The following is a 17199-nucleotide window of genomic DNA, read 5'->3' as shown; positions in this document are numbered from 1 at the left end:
TCTCGAGACAACACAAAGCGCCCCCAGCAGGATTCGAACCCGCGACCAGCCGGGTAGAAACCGGATGCTCTAATCCACTGAGCTATGGGGGCAGTGCGAATGATTGTAGTTATGGCCGTTTCGCGGGCGAAAGTAGGGTATGCAGCATGACTGAGACTGCCCGAAAGCCTGCTGTTGTTTCCGCTTGGCCGCTCTATCTTGCCGCGCTCGCTGCGGCGGCGGTGGTCGCGGGTGCGGTGGCGCAGTCGTTCTCTGGTGGGTCGCTGGCGGCGCTCGGTATTCCGGACCCTGGCGTGACCACCACGTTCGGTTTGCCGGCGCTGCGCGGTGTGGCGTGGATTCTTATGGCGTTGGCGGTGGGGTCGTTCATGCTGTCGTCATTCTTCATCCCGCCGCGCATGCAGGGGGAGGATCTCAACGGTGCGCAGTTGACGGTGGACGGGCACATCGCTTCGCGTACTGGTGCGCACGCGAGTGCGGGCATCGTGCTGATTGGGTTGTTGATGATTCCGCTGGTGCTGTCGGATGTGTCGGGCCAGCCGATGAAGACTGTCATGTTTGAGGCGGCCGCCTGGACGCAGGCCTTGGAGCAGGTGAAAGAGGCTCGCGTGTGGTTGATCGTCGCTGCGTTCGCGGCGGTGGTGGCCGTCGGCGGCTACGTTGCGACGAGTTGGTGGTCGCAGGTTGCGCTTTTTATCGGCGCGATTGTGGTGGTCATGCCGATCGGTCTGACCGGCCACTCGGCGACGGGCGGCTCCCACGACTTTGGCACCAACTCGCTCATTTGGCACCTCGTGGCCATGTTGCTGTGGGTTGGCGGTCTTATGGCGCTTGTGGCGCATGCTTTACGACGAGGCCCTCACCTCACCGAAGCCACCCGCCGCTACTCCATGGTCGCCCTGTTTTCCATCCTGGCTATGGCGCTTTCCGGTGTGATTAACGCGCTGGTGCGCGTGCGTATTAGTGAGTTGACGGAGTATAGCTACGGCATCGTGCTGATCGTGAAGACGGTAGCGATTGTGCTGCTCGGCATCATTGGTTACGCCCACCGCGAGCGCACCATCCCGCTGTTGGACAGCCAGCCGAAGGCGTTTGCCCGCCTCGGAGCGGTGGAAGTCCTGATCATGGCTGCGGTCTCCGGCCTTGCGGTCACCCTTGGCCGCACGCCGCCCCCGCCGCCGCTCGACCCGAACCTCACCCGCATGCAGGTGAAGATGGGGTACAACCTTTCTGAACAGATCTCCTGGACCAACTGGATCACTCTGTGGCGCCCCGAGCTGCTGTTTAGCGTCATTGCGATTCTTCTGGCCGTCTACTACCTGCGCCTGGTGCGCCGCGTGGACGGGTGGAAGACGTCACGGACGGTGTGGTGGTTGCTTGGGTGTGTGACGGTCGTCGTCACGCTGAGCTCTGGGTTGGGCATGCACATGCCGGCGTCGTATTCGGTGCACATGTCCGTCCACATGATTCTGTCCATGGGCGTGCCAGTGTTCCTGGTGCTGGGCGCACCGCTGACGCTGATCGGCAAGGCGTACCCGGCAGGCGAGTTCAACCCGCGCATGTGGGTGGAGAGCTTCCAGCGCTCGAAGTTCTTGCGCATGGTCACGTTCCCGCCGGTGTCCACCATTCAGTTTCTGGTGTTTTTCTACGCCATGTATGTGTTCGTCCCGTTCTACGAACTGATGATTTCCGAGCACGCCGGCCACGTCATCATGAACGCCGTCTTCATGGTGTCCGGATACTTCTACTTCTGGGAGCTGATCGGCCCCGACCACATTGAGGGCCGCGCCACCGCGAAAACGCGCCTGGCCTGGTTGTGGGTATCCATGCCGTTCCACCTGTTCATGGGTGTTTACCTCATGCAACTCGGCGTGGTTATGGGCGAGGACTTCTACAACAACCTCGAACTGCCGTGGAACCCTGACCTGGCGCAGATTCAGAAGGAGGGCGGCGGCATCGCCTGGGCGTCTGGCTCCTTCCCGCTGCTGATCGTCTTCGGTGAGTTGTTCATGCAGTGGCTGCGCGAAGACCGAGCCGAAACGGAAGAGGCCGATCGCCGCGCGGAAGAGACCGATGACGAAGAATGGCGCCGCTACAACGAGATGCTCGCTCAGTACGGAAATCGCTCCTAGCAGCGGATTGTGGAATCTGGTTTCAAAGTTATCCACAGAAACGGCTTCCCCCTTTACCGGCTTTAAAAATCGTGCGAACCTCGAAGTGTGCAGGGCGTTGCTTCACGACGACACCCCGCACACCATCATCCGCACTATGGAAAGGGGGGCTCTTCCATGAGCCAAAACACCATCCGCCTAATTGGCAACCTGACCGACGATCCGAAACTTGTGTTGTTTGCGAGTGGGGCGACGGTAACCAAGATGAGGCTGGCGTCGTCGAAAAGAAGGCGCGTCACCGACGACAACGGCAAAGAGGTCTGGGAAGACGTCGACCCGCTGTTCATCGACGTCGAATGCTGGGGGCAACTCGCCGTCAACTGTGGAGCGTCGCTGAAGAAGGGATTCCCCGTCATCGTCGACGGCTCGCTGGTCACCGACTTCTGGCAAGAAGGCGAAGGCAACAACGCCGTCACCCGCTCGAAGATCATGCTCAAGGCCCGCAACGTGGCCTTTGACATGAACCACTACCAGCTCAACTCGGCGCGCACCTCCAACTCCGGACACAGCCTCGACGGACACGACGCGGTACCTGTTATGGATGCCGAGGCCGTGTTCGAGCGGCTCACCGGCCAACCACCCAGCTTTGCCGACCCGGTCGACCCGACCGACCCGGCCGAGCCGGTGGCCGCCGAAGCCGATGGGGGAGACAATGCTCTCGACGGAGCCCCCGACGGCACCGACGAGGCCCGCTACAGCGCCGAAGACCTCAGTGCCGCCAAGGCACCGTTCTAGGAGGGCGTCGTACTCAGCCACGTGATGTACCCTGATTGCGGTATTTAACGTCCGCATTCACCAACAAAAGGGGAAACGTAGTGGCTGAGTTCATCTACACGATGAAAAACGTCCGCAGGGCCATTGGCGAAAAAGTCATCCTGGACAACGTCACCATGGCCTTCTACCCAGGCGCCAAGATCGGCGTTGTGGGTCCGAACGGCGCCGGTAAATCGTCGCTGCTGAAGATCATGGCGGGCATCGACCAGCCAAACAACGGCGAAGCCTTCCTGCAGCCAGGAGCCACGGTTGGCATCCTGCTGCAGGAGCCGCCGCTCAACGAAGAAAAGACCGTCCGCGGCAACGTCGAAGAAGGCCTCGGCGAGCTGTTTGAAAAGAAGCAGCGCTTCGAGGAAATCGCCGAAGAAATGGCGACCAACTACTCCGACGAGCTCATGGAAGAAATGGGCAAGCTGCAAGAAGAGCTCGACGCAGCTGACGCGTGGGAGATCGACTCCAAGATCGAGCAGGCCATGGAGGCTCTGCGCTGCCCGCCGTCTGATGCGCCGGTGACCAACCTGTCGGGTGGTGAGCGTCGTCGAGTAGCACTGGCGAAACTGCTGCTGAGCGAGCCAGACCTGCTGCTTCTCGACGAGCCCACCAACCACCTCGACGCCGAATCCGTCCTCTGGTTGGAACGCCACCTGCAGACCTACCCGGGTGCCGTGCTCGCAATTACCCACGACCGCTACTTCCTGGACAACGTCGCAGAATGGATCTGTGAGGTCGACCGCGGCCAGCTCTACCCGTACGAAGGCAACTACTCCACCTACCTGGAGAAGAAGGCTGAGCGTCTCGAAGTTGCCGGCAAGAAGGATCAGAAGCTGCAGAAGCGCCTGAAGAAGGAACTCGAGTGGGTCCGTTCCTCGCCGAAGGCACGCCAAGCCAAGAACAAGGCACGTCTGGAGCGCTACGAAGAGATGGCAGCCGAGGCGGAGAAGTACCGCAAGCTCGACTTCGAAGAAATCCAGATCCCGACCCCGCCGCGCCTCGGCAGCAAGGTCGTCGAAGTGGAAAACCTGAACAAGGGCTTCGACGGACGCGTCCTGATCAAGGACCTGTCGTTCACCCTGCCGCGCAACGGCATCGTCGGCGTCATCGGCCCCAACGGTGTGGGTAAGTCCACCCTGTTCAAGACCATCGTTGGTCTGGAAGAGCCGGACTCCGGCAACGTGACCGTCGGCGAGACCGTCCAGATCTCCTACGTGGACCAGAACCGCGAAAACATCGACCCCGAAGAAACCGTGTGGGAAGTTGTCTCCGACGGCCTGGACTACATCCACGTCGGCCAGAACGAAATGCCGTCGCGCGCCTACCTGTCCGCCTTCGGCTTCAAGGGTGCTGATCAGCAGAAGCCATCCAAGGTCCTCTCCGGCGGCGAGCGCAACCGCCTCAACCTGGCGCTGACGCTCAAGCAGGGCGGTAACCTGATCCTGCTCGATGAGCCCACCAACGACCTTGACGTGGAAACCCTCGGCTCCCTGGAAAACGCACTGCAGGCCTTCCCGGGCTGCGCTGTGGTCATCTCGCACGACCGCTGGTTCCTCGACCGCACCTGTACCCACATCCTCGCGTGGGAAGGCAACGTCGAAGAAGGCAAGTGGTTCTGGTTCGAAGGTAACTTCGGCGACTACGAGAAGAACAAGGTCGAACGCCTCGGTGAGGAAGCCGCCAAGCCGTCGCGCGTCACCCACCGCAAGCTCACCCGTTAGGAGCAAACCCCATGGCAGAAATCCACGTGCACACTATTCCGGTGCGTTGGAGCGACTTTGACCGCTACGGTCACGTGACCAACTCGGCCTACGTCGAGTTGGCGCAGGAGGCGCGCCTGGCGTTCGCGGAGAAGTTCTTCTATTCCGAAGGCCACGAGTTCGTGGTGTTCGTACGCCGGCTCGAGGTGGACTATGTCCGTCCGATCCTGCCCAACACCACTGAAGTGACCGTGGAGACGCAGGTGGTCAACGTAGGCAATACCTCGTTTACCACCCGCCAGGAAATCAAGGACGCGCAGGGCAAAACCTGCGCAGTGGTGGAGTGTGTGCAGGTTACGGTGGATACTGCGACGACCTCGCCGCGCGAGATCACGAAGAAGGAGATCGGCATCCTGTCTAAGGCGGCCGAAAACTAGGTGATCACCCTTGACATCGAATCTGGCGCGCGCGGCCTGACCACTCTGGTCGGCCGCGCCGTCGGCTTAGATTCACAGGCCTCCGCACGCTTCCAGGAGGTTGGCGGGGGTGCGCTCGACGTGTTCGTGACCACGCCCTTCGAGGCCATTGCTTCTCGACGAATCACCGGCACCACCTCCCACAACACCGGCACCGTCAGCGCCCGCGACTTGCTTGCCGCGCTGCAGTCCGGCTCGGTGGAGGTCGGGCCGGCGCGCGATACCGCCTGGCCCGGGGCGCTGCCACCCGCCACCGGATTCGTTGCGCGTGAGCAGGTGCCGGTTGGCGTGGCGCGTCGCCTTGCCGACGAAGGCCGCAACCTCGCCCGCCAATTCTCCGGACCAGCCGGCCCACCGAAATCCTTGCTCGACGGGATCGTGCTCACCGCAGACGCCGACAGCGACAACCCAGTGGAGATCCCCATGCGGATGATCTTCGCCTGCACCGCACTCGGGCTCATCCCCGGCTTCGAAGCACCCGCGGAGATCCCGCGTCACCTGCGCGTATCCAGCTGCGGGCGCTGGACCCGCCTAGACGCCCCCTTCGGATCCGTCTACCGCAACGCCGGACTCGGCCTGCTGTTCTAACGGGCCGCGCTTCGCTGGCGGCCCGGGCTGGGACTAATAGGCCCGCGGGCCCTGGTTGATCATCATGTACGCCACACGCTGCATGTGATTCCACATCTGGGCGCGGTACGGTTCGGGCAGCTCGTCGTCGTCAAACTGCTCCATCGACTTGCCCATCAACTCGAGCCAACGATCCGCCTCCGGCTCACCGATCGCGAAAGGGAAGTGGCGCTTGCGCAACATCGGGTTGCCGCGCTGCGCCTGATACTCGCGCGGGCCACCCCAATACTGGACGAGGAACCAACGCAGGCGGTTCTCCGCTCCTTCCCAATCCTGATCCGGGTACATCGGGCCGATGAGGTCATCTTCCTTGACCTGATCGTAAAACCCGCGGACAAGGCGGGTGAAGAATGGTTCGCCGCCGACGGCGTCGAAAAGCGTCTGCTCCTGCTTCGGGCTAATCTCCAACGTTTTCCTCCTGCTGTTTCACCAACACAGACTCCCGCGGCGTCAACACCACACCCTCGCGGTGCAACGCCGCCAAAATCCGCTGATTCAAATAACGCGCAACCGTCCACTGCATGCCAGGCATCGTCTGCACCTCCACGCGGAACGACATGTAATTCGGCGTCACTTCGCTCGGACCCAACATCCGCGGAGTGCCCATCACCAGCTCGGCGACTTCCTTGTCCTGGCAGCCCGCAACAGCGGTCTCTTCGATCAAACGCGACACCTCATCCGGATTCACCATCAACGACACCGGCACCTGCACACGCGCGGTAGAGAAGCGGGCCGAATGATTGCCAACCCGATCAATGTCGCCGTTACGGATGTACCATAGAGCGCCGTCGATATCGCGAAGCGTGGTGATGCGAAGCGTCATCTCCTCAACATCACCCACAACATCGCCGACCTCAATCGTGTCACCCACCCCGAATTGGTTCTCAATCAAAATCGCCACACCGGAGAAGAAATCCTTCACCAACGACTGCGCACCAAAACCAATCGCCACACCGACAACACCAGCCGACGCAATCAGCGGCGCAACATTGACCCCCAACTGATCCAGCACCGCAAGCACCGCCCACGCCCAAATCACAATCGCAGCCACCGACCGGCCCACATTGGCCAGCGTCTTCATCCGTTGCTGACGACGCTTCTCCTGCGCACGAATCTGCTGCGCATCACGCCCCTCATACTTCAACACATTCGAGCGTTTAATTCCCTGGCGCGTCGCACGCCGAATAATGCTATTCGCCAGCCAATTCAGCACAATTGCAACCAGCAAAATGAGCACGATCTTCACCGGGCGCTCAATGAACAATTCATGCGTTTGCGGATTGTTCCACCACGACGTCACGCCCTCGACAGCTTGGTCAACCTTTTCAGAAGCATCTTGAGTATCCATCACCGCACGAGTGTACGCGCGATGCATAAAAATGACCGAGGGGTGTACCGCTTGGTCTAGTGTCTGTGCACATGACTGTCTACGGATTCACCACCAACGCCATCCACGCAGGCTACGAGCCCGACAGCCTCTACGGGCCAATCAACACCCCCATCTACGCCTCCACCACCTTCGCCCAAGACGGCCTCGCCGAACTCCGCGGCGGCTACGAATACACACGCGTGGGAAACCCCACCGTCACCGCCCTGGAAAAAGCCGTTGCGGCGCTTGAAAACGCCGACTTCGCCGTCGCCTACTCCTCCGGCATGGCAGCTATCGATGTCGTCCTCCGCATCCTGCTCAAACCCGGCGACCACGTCGTCGTATCCAACGACGCCTACGGCGGCACCTACCGCCTCATCCAACAAGTCTTCACCCTCTGGGGTGTGGAAAACACCGTCGTCGACATGACCAACCCCACAGAGGTCGCCGCCGCCGTCCAAGACAACACCAAGGTCATCTGGGTGGAAACGCCGACAAACCCAATGCTGGACGTCGTCGACATCGAAGCAATCGCGGCAGTGAAGAAGCAGGCAGCGCTGGTCGTCGACAACACCTTCGCATCCCCCTACCTGCAAAAACCATTCGAACTCGGCGCCGACGTCGTCCTCCACTCAACGACGAAATACATCGGCGGCCACTCCGACGTCGTCGGCGGCATCGTCTGCGGCCGCAACGACCGCGTCGACGGCTTCCACGAACAACTCCGCTTCTTCTTCGGCTGGGTCGGCGCCAACCCATCCCCGTTCGACACCTACCTCACCGGCCGCGGCCTGAAAACCCTCGCCGTGCGCATGGACCGCCACTGCGACAACGCCGAAGCCGTGGCCAAATACCTCGACGCCCAACCGCAAGTTTCCCGCGTGTGTTACCCGGGACTCGAAACACACCCGGGCCACGAGGTGGCGAAAAAGCAGATGACCCGCTTCGGCGGCATGGTCTCCGTACTGTTCCAAACCACCGAGCAGGCCAAGACGTTCTGCAAGTCGACGAAACTGTTCTGCCTCGCCGAATCCCTCGGCGGCGTGGAAAGCCTGCTCGAGCACCCCGCCACCATGACGCATGTGTCCGTGGCCGGCTCGGCGCTCGAGGTGCCGGGGGAGTTGGTCCGAATTTCAGTGGGCATTGAGGACGAGGCCGACCTGATCGCCGACCTCGAACAAGCCCTCAAGCAGCTTTAATTTGCTGCTGCGTCGGCCGCGCGGTTGCGCACAGCGCGTGCGGAGCGGTCCTGGCCTTCGGCGATAACACGCTTCAGGCCATTGGGGACGTCGCTGTTCAGCAGGGCGTTTGCCTTCTCAACAGCCTCTTGCGTGACGTCCCAACGCGGGTACATGCCCTCCAGGGTGCGCTGCGCCATCTCGTTGGTCAAACGGTCCCACAGGGCCGGCGCGGCGCGGAAGTACTCGTCGGTCAACCCCTCGAGCCCAGCGTCGGTGAAGGTGAGCCCGTCCATGAGGTAGCGGGCCTCGAGGTTGGTCAGATCGTCGTTAATGAGCTTGTCCCAAGCCCAACGCTTATCGACGACCGCCTTCGCCCTCAACCGCGAAATCGCACCCTCCGACGTATCGTCCTGTTCCTCGTCAATGGCCTCCAACGGCAAGGCGCCAGCAGCAAGAAGGTTCGTGATCGCCAACCAACGAACCTCCTGATTCTCGGAGGTCTCCAGCAGACCCTTGAAGTACTCAACCGTCTCCTCGGTCGGCTCCAGACGGGCAAGCGCACGGTCGAACACCACCTTCGGCTCCTGGCCACGGAACGCCTTGTTCAACAGATCGAAGCCGGTGCGCCGCCACGCCGGGTCAACGTAGCGCTTCACAGCCTCAGTAGCCTGGGCGGCGATCCGCTCCTGCATATCCGGGCCAACCTCGCGCGCCACCAACTCCACATACTGACGAGCAGGCAGACGACCATCGCGCACAGACTCCCACAGGGAAGACCATACCAGCGTCTTCGCCAGCGAATCCTCAATCTGGCCCAAGTGCTCCACGGCAAACTGCTGCTGCTGCGCATCGAGGCCCATCAGGCAGTACGTGAGGTCGTCGTCGTTCACCAGGGCGAGATCGTGTTTCACGCCTGAAAATTCAGGAATCTCAGTGCGCTCGCCGGTGATATCGAGTTCGACTTGGTGGGTGCGCTGCACGGTGCCGTCGATAAGCGAATAAAGCCCCACGCGAACACGGTGGTCGCGCAACACCGGCGACTCCTGCACCACGGTAAACGTGTCCGAAATCTCCGGGTAAAGACGCGACACACCGGTAGTACGCAGCCACTGCTCAGCCCAGTTAGACAAGTCGCGACCCGAAGCCTCCTCGAGCGCGCCAAGCAGATCATCGAACGTGGCATTGGAGTAAGCATGGTTATCGAAGTGCTTACGCACACCCGCGAAAAACTCCTCATAACCCACATACGCCTGCAACTGCTTCAACACAGACGCACCCTTGGCGTACGTAATGCCATCGAAATTCTGCTCCGCCGTCTCAATATCCGGCGCATCCGCAGCAATCGGGTGCGTCGACGGCAACTGATCCTGCGAATAAGCCCACGCCTTCTCCACCGTGGCAAACGTCGTCCACGCCTCCGGATACTCACCGATACCCACCTGCGCCGTCGCCGCCGACCACGTAGCAAACGACTCATTGAGCCACAGATCGTCCCACCACTCCATCGTGACAAGATCGCCGAACCACATATGCGCCATCTCATGCAGAATCGTATCGTTGCGACGCTCCAGACGATACGGCGTCGGCTCAGACGTGAAAATGTACTCATCGCGGTACGTCACACAACCAACGTGCTCCATCGCGCCCATGTTGTACTCCGGGCAAAACACCTGATCGTACTTGTCGCCAAACGGGTACTTGCGGCCGAAATTCGCGTGATAGAAATCGAAGCCGTCCTTCGTCTGACGGAACAGTCGCTCCGAATCCATATGCGGAATCAAACTGGCACGCGCGTACAGACCAAGCTCAATCGTGCGGCCATCACCCGCGTCGTACGTGTCGGTGACCTTCTCAAACTCACCCGCGCAAATCGCAACCAGGTATGTCGACAGCGGGTAATCAATCGTCGTGGTCCAGGTCGCGGTGCCGTCACCGTTTTCCTCGCGTGAAACCGCCTCATTCAGAATCACCGTGTAACGCTCCGGCGCCTTCACACTCACCTTGTACGTCGCCTTCAAATCCGGCTGATCAAACGAGGCAAACACCTTCATCGCCATCGCCGGCTCAAACTGCGTGTACAGGTAGTCCTTGCCATCCACCGGATCCGTGAACTTATGCAGGCCCTCACCCGTGCGGTTGTACGGCTCCGTCGACGTCACCCGCAGCTCATGGGAACCCGCCGACAACGTGATCTCCTGGCCAGTCGCCTCACCATCAAGCGTCGCCTCGAACGACTCCGCCACCAGGTCAAAGTGCGTCGTTCCCGCCTCGGAATCGAACTGGATTGTCGACACCGTCGTGAACGTGTCCTTGCCAGTGATATCCACCAGAATGTCGTAACGAACGTTGGAAATGAGCTTTGCGCGCAACTGCGCGTCTTCACGCGTGAGATTAGTCTTCATGTGACTCAGGCTACACGCGCTATTGTGGGCGGCATGAAAGAGCAAGTGACTTTTTGGTTTGATGTTTCCTGCCCGTTTTGCTGGTTGACTTCGCGTTGGATGAAGGAAGTGGAGAAAGTCCGCGATGTTGAGGTCGAGTGGGTCCCGATGTCGCTCTCCGTGCTCAACGACGGCCGTGACATCCCTGCCGACTATGCCGAGTTGATGAAGGCGAACTGGGGTCCCGCGCGTGTGTTCGCGAAAGTGAAGCAGGATGCCCCGGACAAGATCGACGCGCTGTACACGGCGATGGGCACGATCATCCACACTGGCGGCCAGGATCACAAGAAAGGTTTCGGCGCCTACGACAGTGTTATTGCGGAGGCGCTTGCCGAGGTCGGTTTGCCCGCGGAGTACGCGGATGTGGCGAATACCGACGAGGTTGATGAGGCCTTGCGCGGTTTTCACGCGTCGGCAATGGCTGAGGTTGGCGACGACGTCGGCACCCCCGTGGTCAAGCTCGGCGACAGTGCGTTTTTCGGCCCGGTGATCACGCGTGTGCCGGAGGGCGAGGATGCTGGGAAGTTGTTCGACCATGCGGTTGGTGTGGCAAGTTTCCCGTATTTCTTTGAGCTCAAGCGCAGCCGTACGGAAGCCCCGCAGGTACGCTAAGCTTTATGCGTATTTACCTTGGAGCAGATCACGCCGGTTTCGAGCGGAAGAATCAGATTAAGGCCCATCTTGAGGCGCAGGGTCATGAGGTGACTGACTGCGGCGCCCACGAGTACGACGCCGCGGATGACTACCCGGCGTTTTGCATCGCCGCAGCGGAGGCTGTTGTTGCGGATCCGGGTTCTCTGGGCATTGTGCTTGGTGGTTCGGGCAATGGTGAGCAGATTGCGGCGAATAAGGTCAAGGGTGCTCGTTGTGCGTTGGCGTGGTCGATTGAGACCGCGAAGTTGGCGCGTGAGCACAACAACGCGCAACTCATCGGCATCGGCGGGCGCATGCACACCGAGGAAGAGGCGCTCGCGATCGTTGATGCGTTTGTTGCTCAGCCGTGGAGTGAGGAGGAGCGTCATCAGCGTCGTATCGATATTCTCGCGGAGTACGAGCGCACTGGTGTCGCGCCGGAGGTTCCGTCTGCGAAGTAGTGTGTAGGCATGACGATTGGCCCGCTTTTTGGCGGGCTTTTTCGTTATGTGAAGAGTTGTTGCATGGCTCCGGGCGGATGCTTCTCGACGACCGACCCTCCCGGCGATACCCACACCGGTATCCCATCTCGGATCTGTATTCGCCCGTAGCGGTTTTCACGCGGGTCATCGTCGTTGCGTCCGTTATGAAACCGACATAACGGCACTAAGTTGGCCAGGTTGGTCTCCCCACCATGCCGCCAGGCCTGGATGTGGTGCATTTCGCAGTTGTCAGCCCCATGCCGGCAATCGGGCACCGGACACGTCGGCGACATCATGGATGCCAACGCGCGTTGCTTACTATTGGCAAACCGCTGCGTGCGATACAGGTTGACTGCACCCTCGTGCGGGTGAAACGCCGCAACTTCCAACTCGTCACCGACATGCTGCGCGAGAAATTCCGCACCTGTCATCGTCGTGCCATCGGTTAGCGTGAGCGTGACCTCGTCACCGGCACCGGATTGGATCCGCGTCCATTCGGGAAGCGGCACCATAACAATCGGGCGTGGTACTGCATGCGGCACCCCACCACCATCGCCATCACCGCGCAAGATACCCATAAGCGCATCAGCCATCTGGCCGGCTGGTGGCAGTTCCGTATCGATCAGCCCACGCAGCGTGTGCTCAATATCGGCAATGTTGCGTGCCGAATGCGTCAAGTGCAGCGTGGCCATCCCTTCGCGAGCACGAGAAAACCGTACTTGCTTTTCAGGCGCGGGTTTCTTCGCATCAATAACCTGATCGGCATAGCGCGAGAGCGCATCGAAGCGGCCCTGAAACTTCAGCAGGGTAAAACGCAACCGCCAACGCTTCGCCGCATCTTCAACCACCGCGAGTTTGCGTTCAATCAAACACAACTGATCCAAGGGTGTGTCTGCTGCCATGTGGCGTGCGTCGGATTGTTTCCGCGTGAATTTCGTCGCTCCGAAGTAGACGTCGTGTACGCGTGACCATTCTCGGATGCGCGACGGGTTCAGCCCGGCAGCGAGGGCTGTGTCGCGGTCGAAGTCGGCGATGTCCGAAAGCCGGAAGCCGAGAAGGTCTACAAATGCCATGACATAAACGCTAAGCAACCTCCAAACAACCGACAAGGCCCAACAAAAAATCTGTGGATAACCCACCGACTCATGCCGGAAAGTTATCCACAGATTTTGCTGGGTCTTGACTTTTAGCGTTTGGTCACTTTGCCGGTCAGTTTCGCGAGCGGTGCGGCGAAGGATCCGCGGGCGAGGAACCATCCGAGCGCGGTGACGGCTACGGCGCCGAGGAACACGAGCGTGCCGGTCCAGGAGGTGGAGTCTTGGGCGGCGAACATGGCGTTGAGGTTGGCGCGTAGGCCGGTCGTCGCAACGAGGAAGACGTGGATGACCATGAAGATGAGGAAGTAGATCATGGTGGGGAAGTGCACGGCGCGTGCCCACGCGACGGGCACCCCGTTCCACGTTTTCGGCCACATGGAGCTCATGCGGAAGCCGGATGCGATCGCGAGTGGGGAGGCGATGAATACGGTGGTGAAGTACGCGAGTTCTTGCAGCGCGTTGTAGTGGACCCAGCCGTGTTCGTCGGGCCAGTCGAGTGCGAGGTATTGCAGTCCTGCGGAGATGGCGTTGGGGATGGCATCGAGGCTGGTTGGCACGATGCGGACCCATTGGCCGGTGGCAAACAGTAGGATGTAGAACACTACGCCGAGTGCGACCCATGCGATGTCAAGGGTTTGGTGCAGCCATTGGGTCAAGGAAATCTTTTTGCCGTTGCGTTTCGACGTCCAGTAGCCCGCCGGCCGCTTCTCTCTGCGCACGTCGAGACCAGTCTTGACGATGAGCGCCATCAGGAACATGTTGAAGAAGTGGGCCCAGTTGAGCCAGGCGGGGAAGCCGACGGGGGCGTTGTCGGGTAGTGGCTGCATTCCGTCGTAACGTGCGACGAAGTCGGCGCCGGTGTCGGTGCCGATGAACCAGCGTGCGCCGACGAATGCTGCGATGACCAGTACGAGGGCTGGAATGAGCCATCGCTTATCGACGACCCCACGCCCCGCCGGCACCTCCACCGGCGCAGGCGCTGCGGGCGTTGGGGCTGCCGGTGCTGCCGGAGCCGGATCGGGCGTGGGCGTGGCGTCGGCGGTTGTTGCGGCCGCTGGTGCAGCCGTCGGTGCTGGAGCTGGTGCGACCTCGGGCTCGGCTGGTGCGGGCACGTGGACGGTGCCGGCGGGTGGCCAGGCTTCGCCGCCTGCGACGCGGGGGAGACCACGGCGCAGGGGAACTTCGACGGTGTTTGCGGGGGTTGCAGCTGGAGCTGTGGCCTGATCAGCTGCGTCAGCCGTGCTAGTCGCAGCAGCGTCAGGCTCGCTCGGTGTCGCTGTGGACGGAGCCGCAGCAGCGCCCGCAGCGCCTGCGAAGGCAGCGACGGCGGTGGCCGGTGGCCAGGGTTCACCACCCGGGGTACGAGGTAGGCCCTGGCGCAAACCGGTGGTCGGCGAGGAAGCAGACACAGTGGCAGGCGCCGCGACAGGCTCAGCGGGTGCGCAGGTGGTCGGGGTGGTGGGGTCGTCGATGAGCGGGGGCCATGGTTCGCCGCCGGGAACACGGGGCAGGCCGCGTCGGAGTTGGGGCATTACTTACGAGCCTCGATCTCGGAGATGATCTGTGGGACGACGTCGAAGAGGTCGCCGATGATGCCGAAGTCGGCGATGTCGAAGATGGGGGCATCCTCGTCATTGTTGATGGCGACGATGGTGTCGGCGGTTTGCATGCCCACCAGGTGTTGGACGGCGCCGGAGATGCCGATGCCGATGTAGAGCTTCGGGCTGACCAGTACGCCGGTTTGGCCGATTTGGGCTTCGTAGGCGACCTGGTCTTCGTCGACGGCGGAGCGGGTGGCACCGACGGCGGCGCCGAGGGTGTCGGCAAGTCCGCCGACGAGTTCTTCGAACATGTCGGCGTCGCCGAGCGAGACGCCACCGGCGACGACCTTGTCTGCGGTGAGCAGGTCCGGGCGGGTGGAGGTGCGCTCGACCGGCGTGACGGAGACGACCTCGGCGGTGCGTGCGCCGGAGGTTTCGACGTTGAGGTCGCGCACCTCAGGCGTTGCGACGGCAGCGGCGCGGGTTTCCACAGCACCGGGGCGCACGGTGATGATCGGTGCGGAGTGGGTGGCAGCGGCAGTCGCGGTGTAGGCGCCGCCGAAGTTCTGGTGGTCGGTGACGATGCCTTCTGCGTCTCGACGAACCGCCACCGCGTCGGTCAACAGCGCCTTGCCTGCGCGCACGGCTACACGGCCGGCGGTTTCGCGCCCGCGCACGGTGTGGGAAAACAACACGGCGGCGGGGTTGAGGGTGGTGAGGGCGGTGGTGGTGGCGTCGACAAGTGGGGCGTCGGAAACCAGCACCGTGGCCGCGCCGAGGGTGCTGAGGGCGTCGGCGTGGGTGCGGTCGTCGATAAGAACGATGGGGGTGCCGATTTCGGAGGCCGCGCCGATGAGTTCGGCGGCGTGGGGGTCGAGGCTGCCGTCGTGGGAGCGGTCCGGGACAACGAGAATTTCAGTCATGGGTGCTCCTTAAATGAGGTTTTTGGATTCGAGGAAGTCGACGAGTTTCGCGGCGGCGGTGGAGTTGGCGTCGATGATTTCGCCGCGTTCGCGGGCCGGGCGCTTGTCAATGGCGACCATGATGGCGCGCGGGTGGGTGAAATCTTCCGCGTCGATGTCCAGGTCGGCGAGTGTGAGTGTGTTGAGCTCCTTCTTCTTCGCCGCCATGAGTCCCTTGAAGTTGGGGTAGCGGGGGTCGGCGAACTCGTCGGCAACAGCGACGACGGCCGGAAGGTCGGCGCGCAGTTCGACGACCGCCCCGTCAGAGGCCTGGGTGGCAGTGGCGGTTGTGCCGTCGACGGTCAGTTCCGTCAGGTTGGTCAGTACGGGCCAGTTCAGGTGTTCGGCGATCATGGGGGCGACGACGCCGGTGCCACCGTCGGAGGACATGTTGCCCGTGACGACGAGGTCGTAACCGTTCTTGCGAATCAACGCCGCAAGCACCTCGGCGGTGAGGGTGACGTCTGCGCCGGTCAGGGCGTCGTCGGAAACGATGTAGGCCTCGGTGGCGCCCATGGCGATGCCGCGGCGGATCGAGTCGGCAGAGGATTCGGGGCCGACGCTTAGGATTTCGACCACGGTGTCGTCGTTAAGAGCTTCCGCGATGCGTAGCGCTGCTTCGACGGCGCGTTCTCCAACTTCGTCGGCAACAACGTCGCCGGAGCGGTCGGTCAGACCGGTCTCCAGGTTCATTTCGCGGTCGCTGTAGGTGTCCGGCACCTCTTTCAGCAGCACGGCAATGCGCACGGCTACTCCTTATAGGTAGGGGGTAGGCAATCGTGCGCAGTCTAGCGCACGCCTAAAAGTCGAAGCCTCCGAAGTCGAAGCCGCCGCCGAAGTCACCCATGTCTCCGCCGAAATCACCGCCACCCATGTCACCCATATCACCCATGTCGCCCATGCCCTCGGCGCCAGCAGCGTCGCCGAGACCGCCAGCTTCAAACGCTTCGGGTGCGGCTGCGCCGGACATGCCGGCGAACATGGTGGAGTAGAACATCATCGACGACGCAGCCCACATGCCGGTCATCATCGCCGGGGCCCACCATGCGGTGGAGTACCAGCCAGCAGGAACGGGGCGGCCAGCGACGGCTCCGCCGGGGTAGTAGTGCGGGGTCGCCTCGGTGGCTACGGGCGATGCGGTAACAACGGTGCCGTCTTCTTGGCGCACGCTGCGCTGTTCAGTCACGCGGCCTGCTTGGCGCTGGCCTTCAAGCTCGGGCAGCGCAGGCCCGGCGGGAAGCCCCATGATTTCGCGCGCGGCGTTGACGTAGTGCAGGCCCTCGAGCGCGGATTCGCGGGCGAGCATGGCTTGTTTCGGCGTGCGGGCGTCGGCAAGACCTGCGCTTGCGGCGTTGAACCGCTCGGAGGCGTCCGCCATGGCCTGGGTGGAGGCGGCATCGTTGCCGGAGAGGTTCAGCACCTGCGAGCCGAGTCGGTCGGTCCATCGCTTGGCGTCGGCGTAGGCGTCGTCGAAAGAAATCTGTGCCTGCTGGCGCGATTGCACTTGACGACGACCCCCGCCACCCATCGTGGGCAGCATGATCAACGCGCCAATGGCGAAAACGATGAGCAACAGACCGAGCATGGCTTCTCCTAAAATTCGTTGTTGTTTGGTTCAACGGGTGAACCTGCGCTAAAGTTCCGGGCAGCCGTTAAGGCAGCGTTTCTACGCATGGGAATGTCGTATAGTGGCTAATACCTCAGCCTTCCAAGCTGAAGACGCGGGTTCGATTCCCGTCATTCCCTCCACTGTC

General features: G+C 61.8%; 16 protein-coding genes and 2 tRNA genes. 9 read left to right on the top strand and 9 right to left on the bottom strand.

Going from position 1 to position 17199, the window contains the following annotated elements; translation table 11 throughout:
• Window positions 1–18: 18 nt before the first annotated feature.
• Window positions 19–92, bottom strand: a tRNA-Arg gene (locus CCOY_RS09520).
• 54 nt (window positions 93–146) lie between these two features.
• Here CCOY_RS09520 and CCOY_RS09515 point away from each other — a divergent pair.
• The 5 genes from CCOY_RS09515 (at window position 147) to CCOY_RS09495 (ending at window position 5700) form a co-directional block, all read left to right on the top strand.
• The gene (locus CCOY_RS09515) at window positions 147–2132 is read left to right on the top strand and encodes a bifunctional copper resistance protein CopD/cytochrome c oxidase assembly protein (RefSeq protein WP_092100539.1); all 1986 of its coding nucleotides are present in this window, start codon (window positions 147–149) and stop codon (window positions 2130–2132) included.
• A 156-nt stretch (window positions 2133–2288) separates the two neighbouring features.
• Window positions 2289–2906 carry a single-stranded DNA-binding protein gene (locus CCOY_RS09510; protein WP_092100538.1) on the top strand — a complete coding sequence of 206 codons (618 nt, stop codon included), beginning with the start codon at window positions 2289–2291 and terminating at the stop codon, window positions 2904–2906.
• An 80-nt stretch (window positions 2907–2986) separates the two neighbouring features.
• Complete coding sequence (gene ettA, locus CCOY_RS09505) at window positions 2987–4657, top strand: energy-dependent translational throttle protein EttA (protein WP_070422571.1); 1671 nt, start codon at window positions 2987–2989, stop codon at window positions 4655–4657.
• Window positions 4658–4668: 11 nt separating this feature from the next.
• A complete protein-coding gene (locus tag CCOY_RS09500; RefSeq protein WP_070772041.1) occupies window positions 4669–5073 on the top strand; it encodes an acyl-CoA thioesterase in 405 nt (134 codons plus the stop codon).
• A complete protein-coding gene (locus CCOY_RS09495; RefSeq protein WP_070820214.1) occupies window positions 5074–5700 on the top strand; it encodes a DUF8185 domain-containing protein in 627 nt (208 codons plus the stop codon).
• A gap of 33 nt (window positions 5701–5733) precedes the next feature.
• Here the strand turns inward: CCOY_RS09495 and CCOY_RS09490 are convergent, their stop codons facing one another.
• Window positions 5734–6147: a globin gene (locus CCOY_RS09490; RefSeq protein ID WP_083284784.1), complete on the bottom strand. Its 414-nt coding sequence runs from the start codon at window positions 6145–6147 to the stop codon at window positions 5734–5736.
• Window positions 6137–7087, bottom strand: a complete 951-nt coding sequence (locus CCOY_RS09485; protein WP_092102800.1) for a mechanosensitive ion channel family protein — start codon at window positions 7085–7087, stop codon at window positions 6137–6139. Before CCOY_RS09485 ends, CCOY_RS09490 begins: the two co-directional genes overlap by 11 nt.
• Before the next feature lie 71 nt (window positions 7088–7158).
• Here CCOY_RS09485 and CCOY_RS09480 point away from each other — a divergent pair, with 71 nt between their 5' ends.
• Window positions 7159–8307 carry a cystathionine gamma-synthase gene (locus tag CCOY_RS09480; RefSeq protein WP_070772043.1) on the top strand — a complete coding sequence of 383 codons (1149 nt, stop codon included), beginning with the start codon at window positions 7159–7161 and terminating at the stop codon, window positions 8305–8307.
• Here CCOY_RS09480 and pepN read toward each other — a convergent pair.
• Window positions 8304–10691 carry an aminopeptidase N gene (pepN, locus tag CCOY_RS09475; RefSeq protein ID WP_092100537.1) on the bottom strand — a complete coding sequence of 796 codons (2388 nt, stop codon included), beginning with the start codon at window positions 10689–10691 and terminating at the stop codon, window positions 8304–8306. The two genes, CCOY_RS09480 and pepN, sit on opposite strands and share 4 nt — an antisense overlap.
• 33 nt (window positions 10692–10724) lie before the next feature.
• Here pepN and CCOY_RS09470 point away from each other — a divergent pair, with 33 nt between their 5' ends.
• Complete coding sequence (locus CCOY_RS09470) at window positions 10725–11342, top strand: mycothiol-dependent nitroreductase Rv2466c family protein (protein WP_070451254.1); 618 nt, start codon at window positions 10725–10727, stop codon at window positions 11340–11342.
• A gap of 5 nt (window positions 11343–11347) precedes the next feature.
• Window positions 11348–11824, top strand: coding sequence for a ribose-5-phosphate isomerase (locus CCOY_RS09465; RefSeq protein WP_092100535.1), 477 nt, complete (start codon window positions 11348–11350; stop codon window positions 11822–11824).
• Between the two features lie 44 nt (window positions 11825–11868).
• On the opposite strand, the gene CCOY_RS09460 is transcribed toward CCOY_RS09465, so the two are convergent.
• From CCOY_RS09460 to CCOY_RS09440, 5 genes are all read right to left on the bottom strand, one after another.
• Window positions 11869–12918 carry an HNH endonuclease signature motif containing protein gene (locus tag CCOY_RS09460; RefSeq protein WP_167594458.1) on the bottom strand — a complete coding sequence of 350 codons (1050 nt, stop codon included), beginning with the start codon at window positions 12916–12918 and terminating at the stop codon, window positions 11869–11871.
• Between the two features lie 113 nt (window positions 12919–13031).
• On the bottom strand, window positions 13032–14474 hold the full coding sequence (locus CCOY_RS09455) for a cytochrome b/b6 domain-containing protein (protein ID WP_092100531.1): 1443 nt from the start codon (window positions 14472–14474) through the stop codon (window positions 13032–13034).
• Window positions 14474–15406 (bottom strand): electron transfer flavoprotein subunit alpha/FixB family protein, encoded by a 933-nt coding sequence (locus CCOY_RS09450; RefSeq protein ID WP_070614058.1) that lies wholly within the window; start codon window positions 15404–15406, stop codon window positions 14474–14476. Before CCOY_RS09450 ends, CCOY_RS09455 begins: the two co-directional genes overlap by 1 nt.
• 9 nt (window positions 15407–15415) lie before the next feature.
• A complete protein-coding gene (locus CCOY_RS09445; RefSeq protein WP_092100528.1) occupies window positions 15416–16192 on the bottom strand; it encodes an electron transfer flavoprotein subunit beta/FixA family protein in 777 nt (258 codons plus the stop codon).
• A 52-nt stretch (window positions 16193–16244) separates the two neighbouring features.
• Window positions 16245–17030, bottom strand: coding sequence for a hypothetical protein (locus tag CCOY_RS09440; protein ID WP_092100526.1), 786 nt, complete (start codon window positions 17028–17030; stop codon window positions 16245–16247).
• 89 nt (window positions 17031–17119) lie between these two features.
• Here CCOY_RS09440 and CCOY_RS09435 point away from each other — a divergent pair.
• Window positions 17120–17194, top strand: a tRNA-Gly gene (locus CCOY_RS09435).
• The last annotated feature ends 5 nt before the right edge of the window (window positions 17195–17199 follow it).

The organism is Corynebacterium coyleae (assembly GCF_030408635.1).
Classification (GTDB): Bacteria; Actinomycetota; Actinomycetes; order Mycobacteriales; family Mycobacteriaceae; genus Corynebacterium; species Corynebacterium coyleae.
This window is presented reverse-complemented; position numbering and strand designations above follow the sequence as displayed.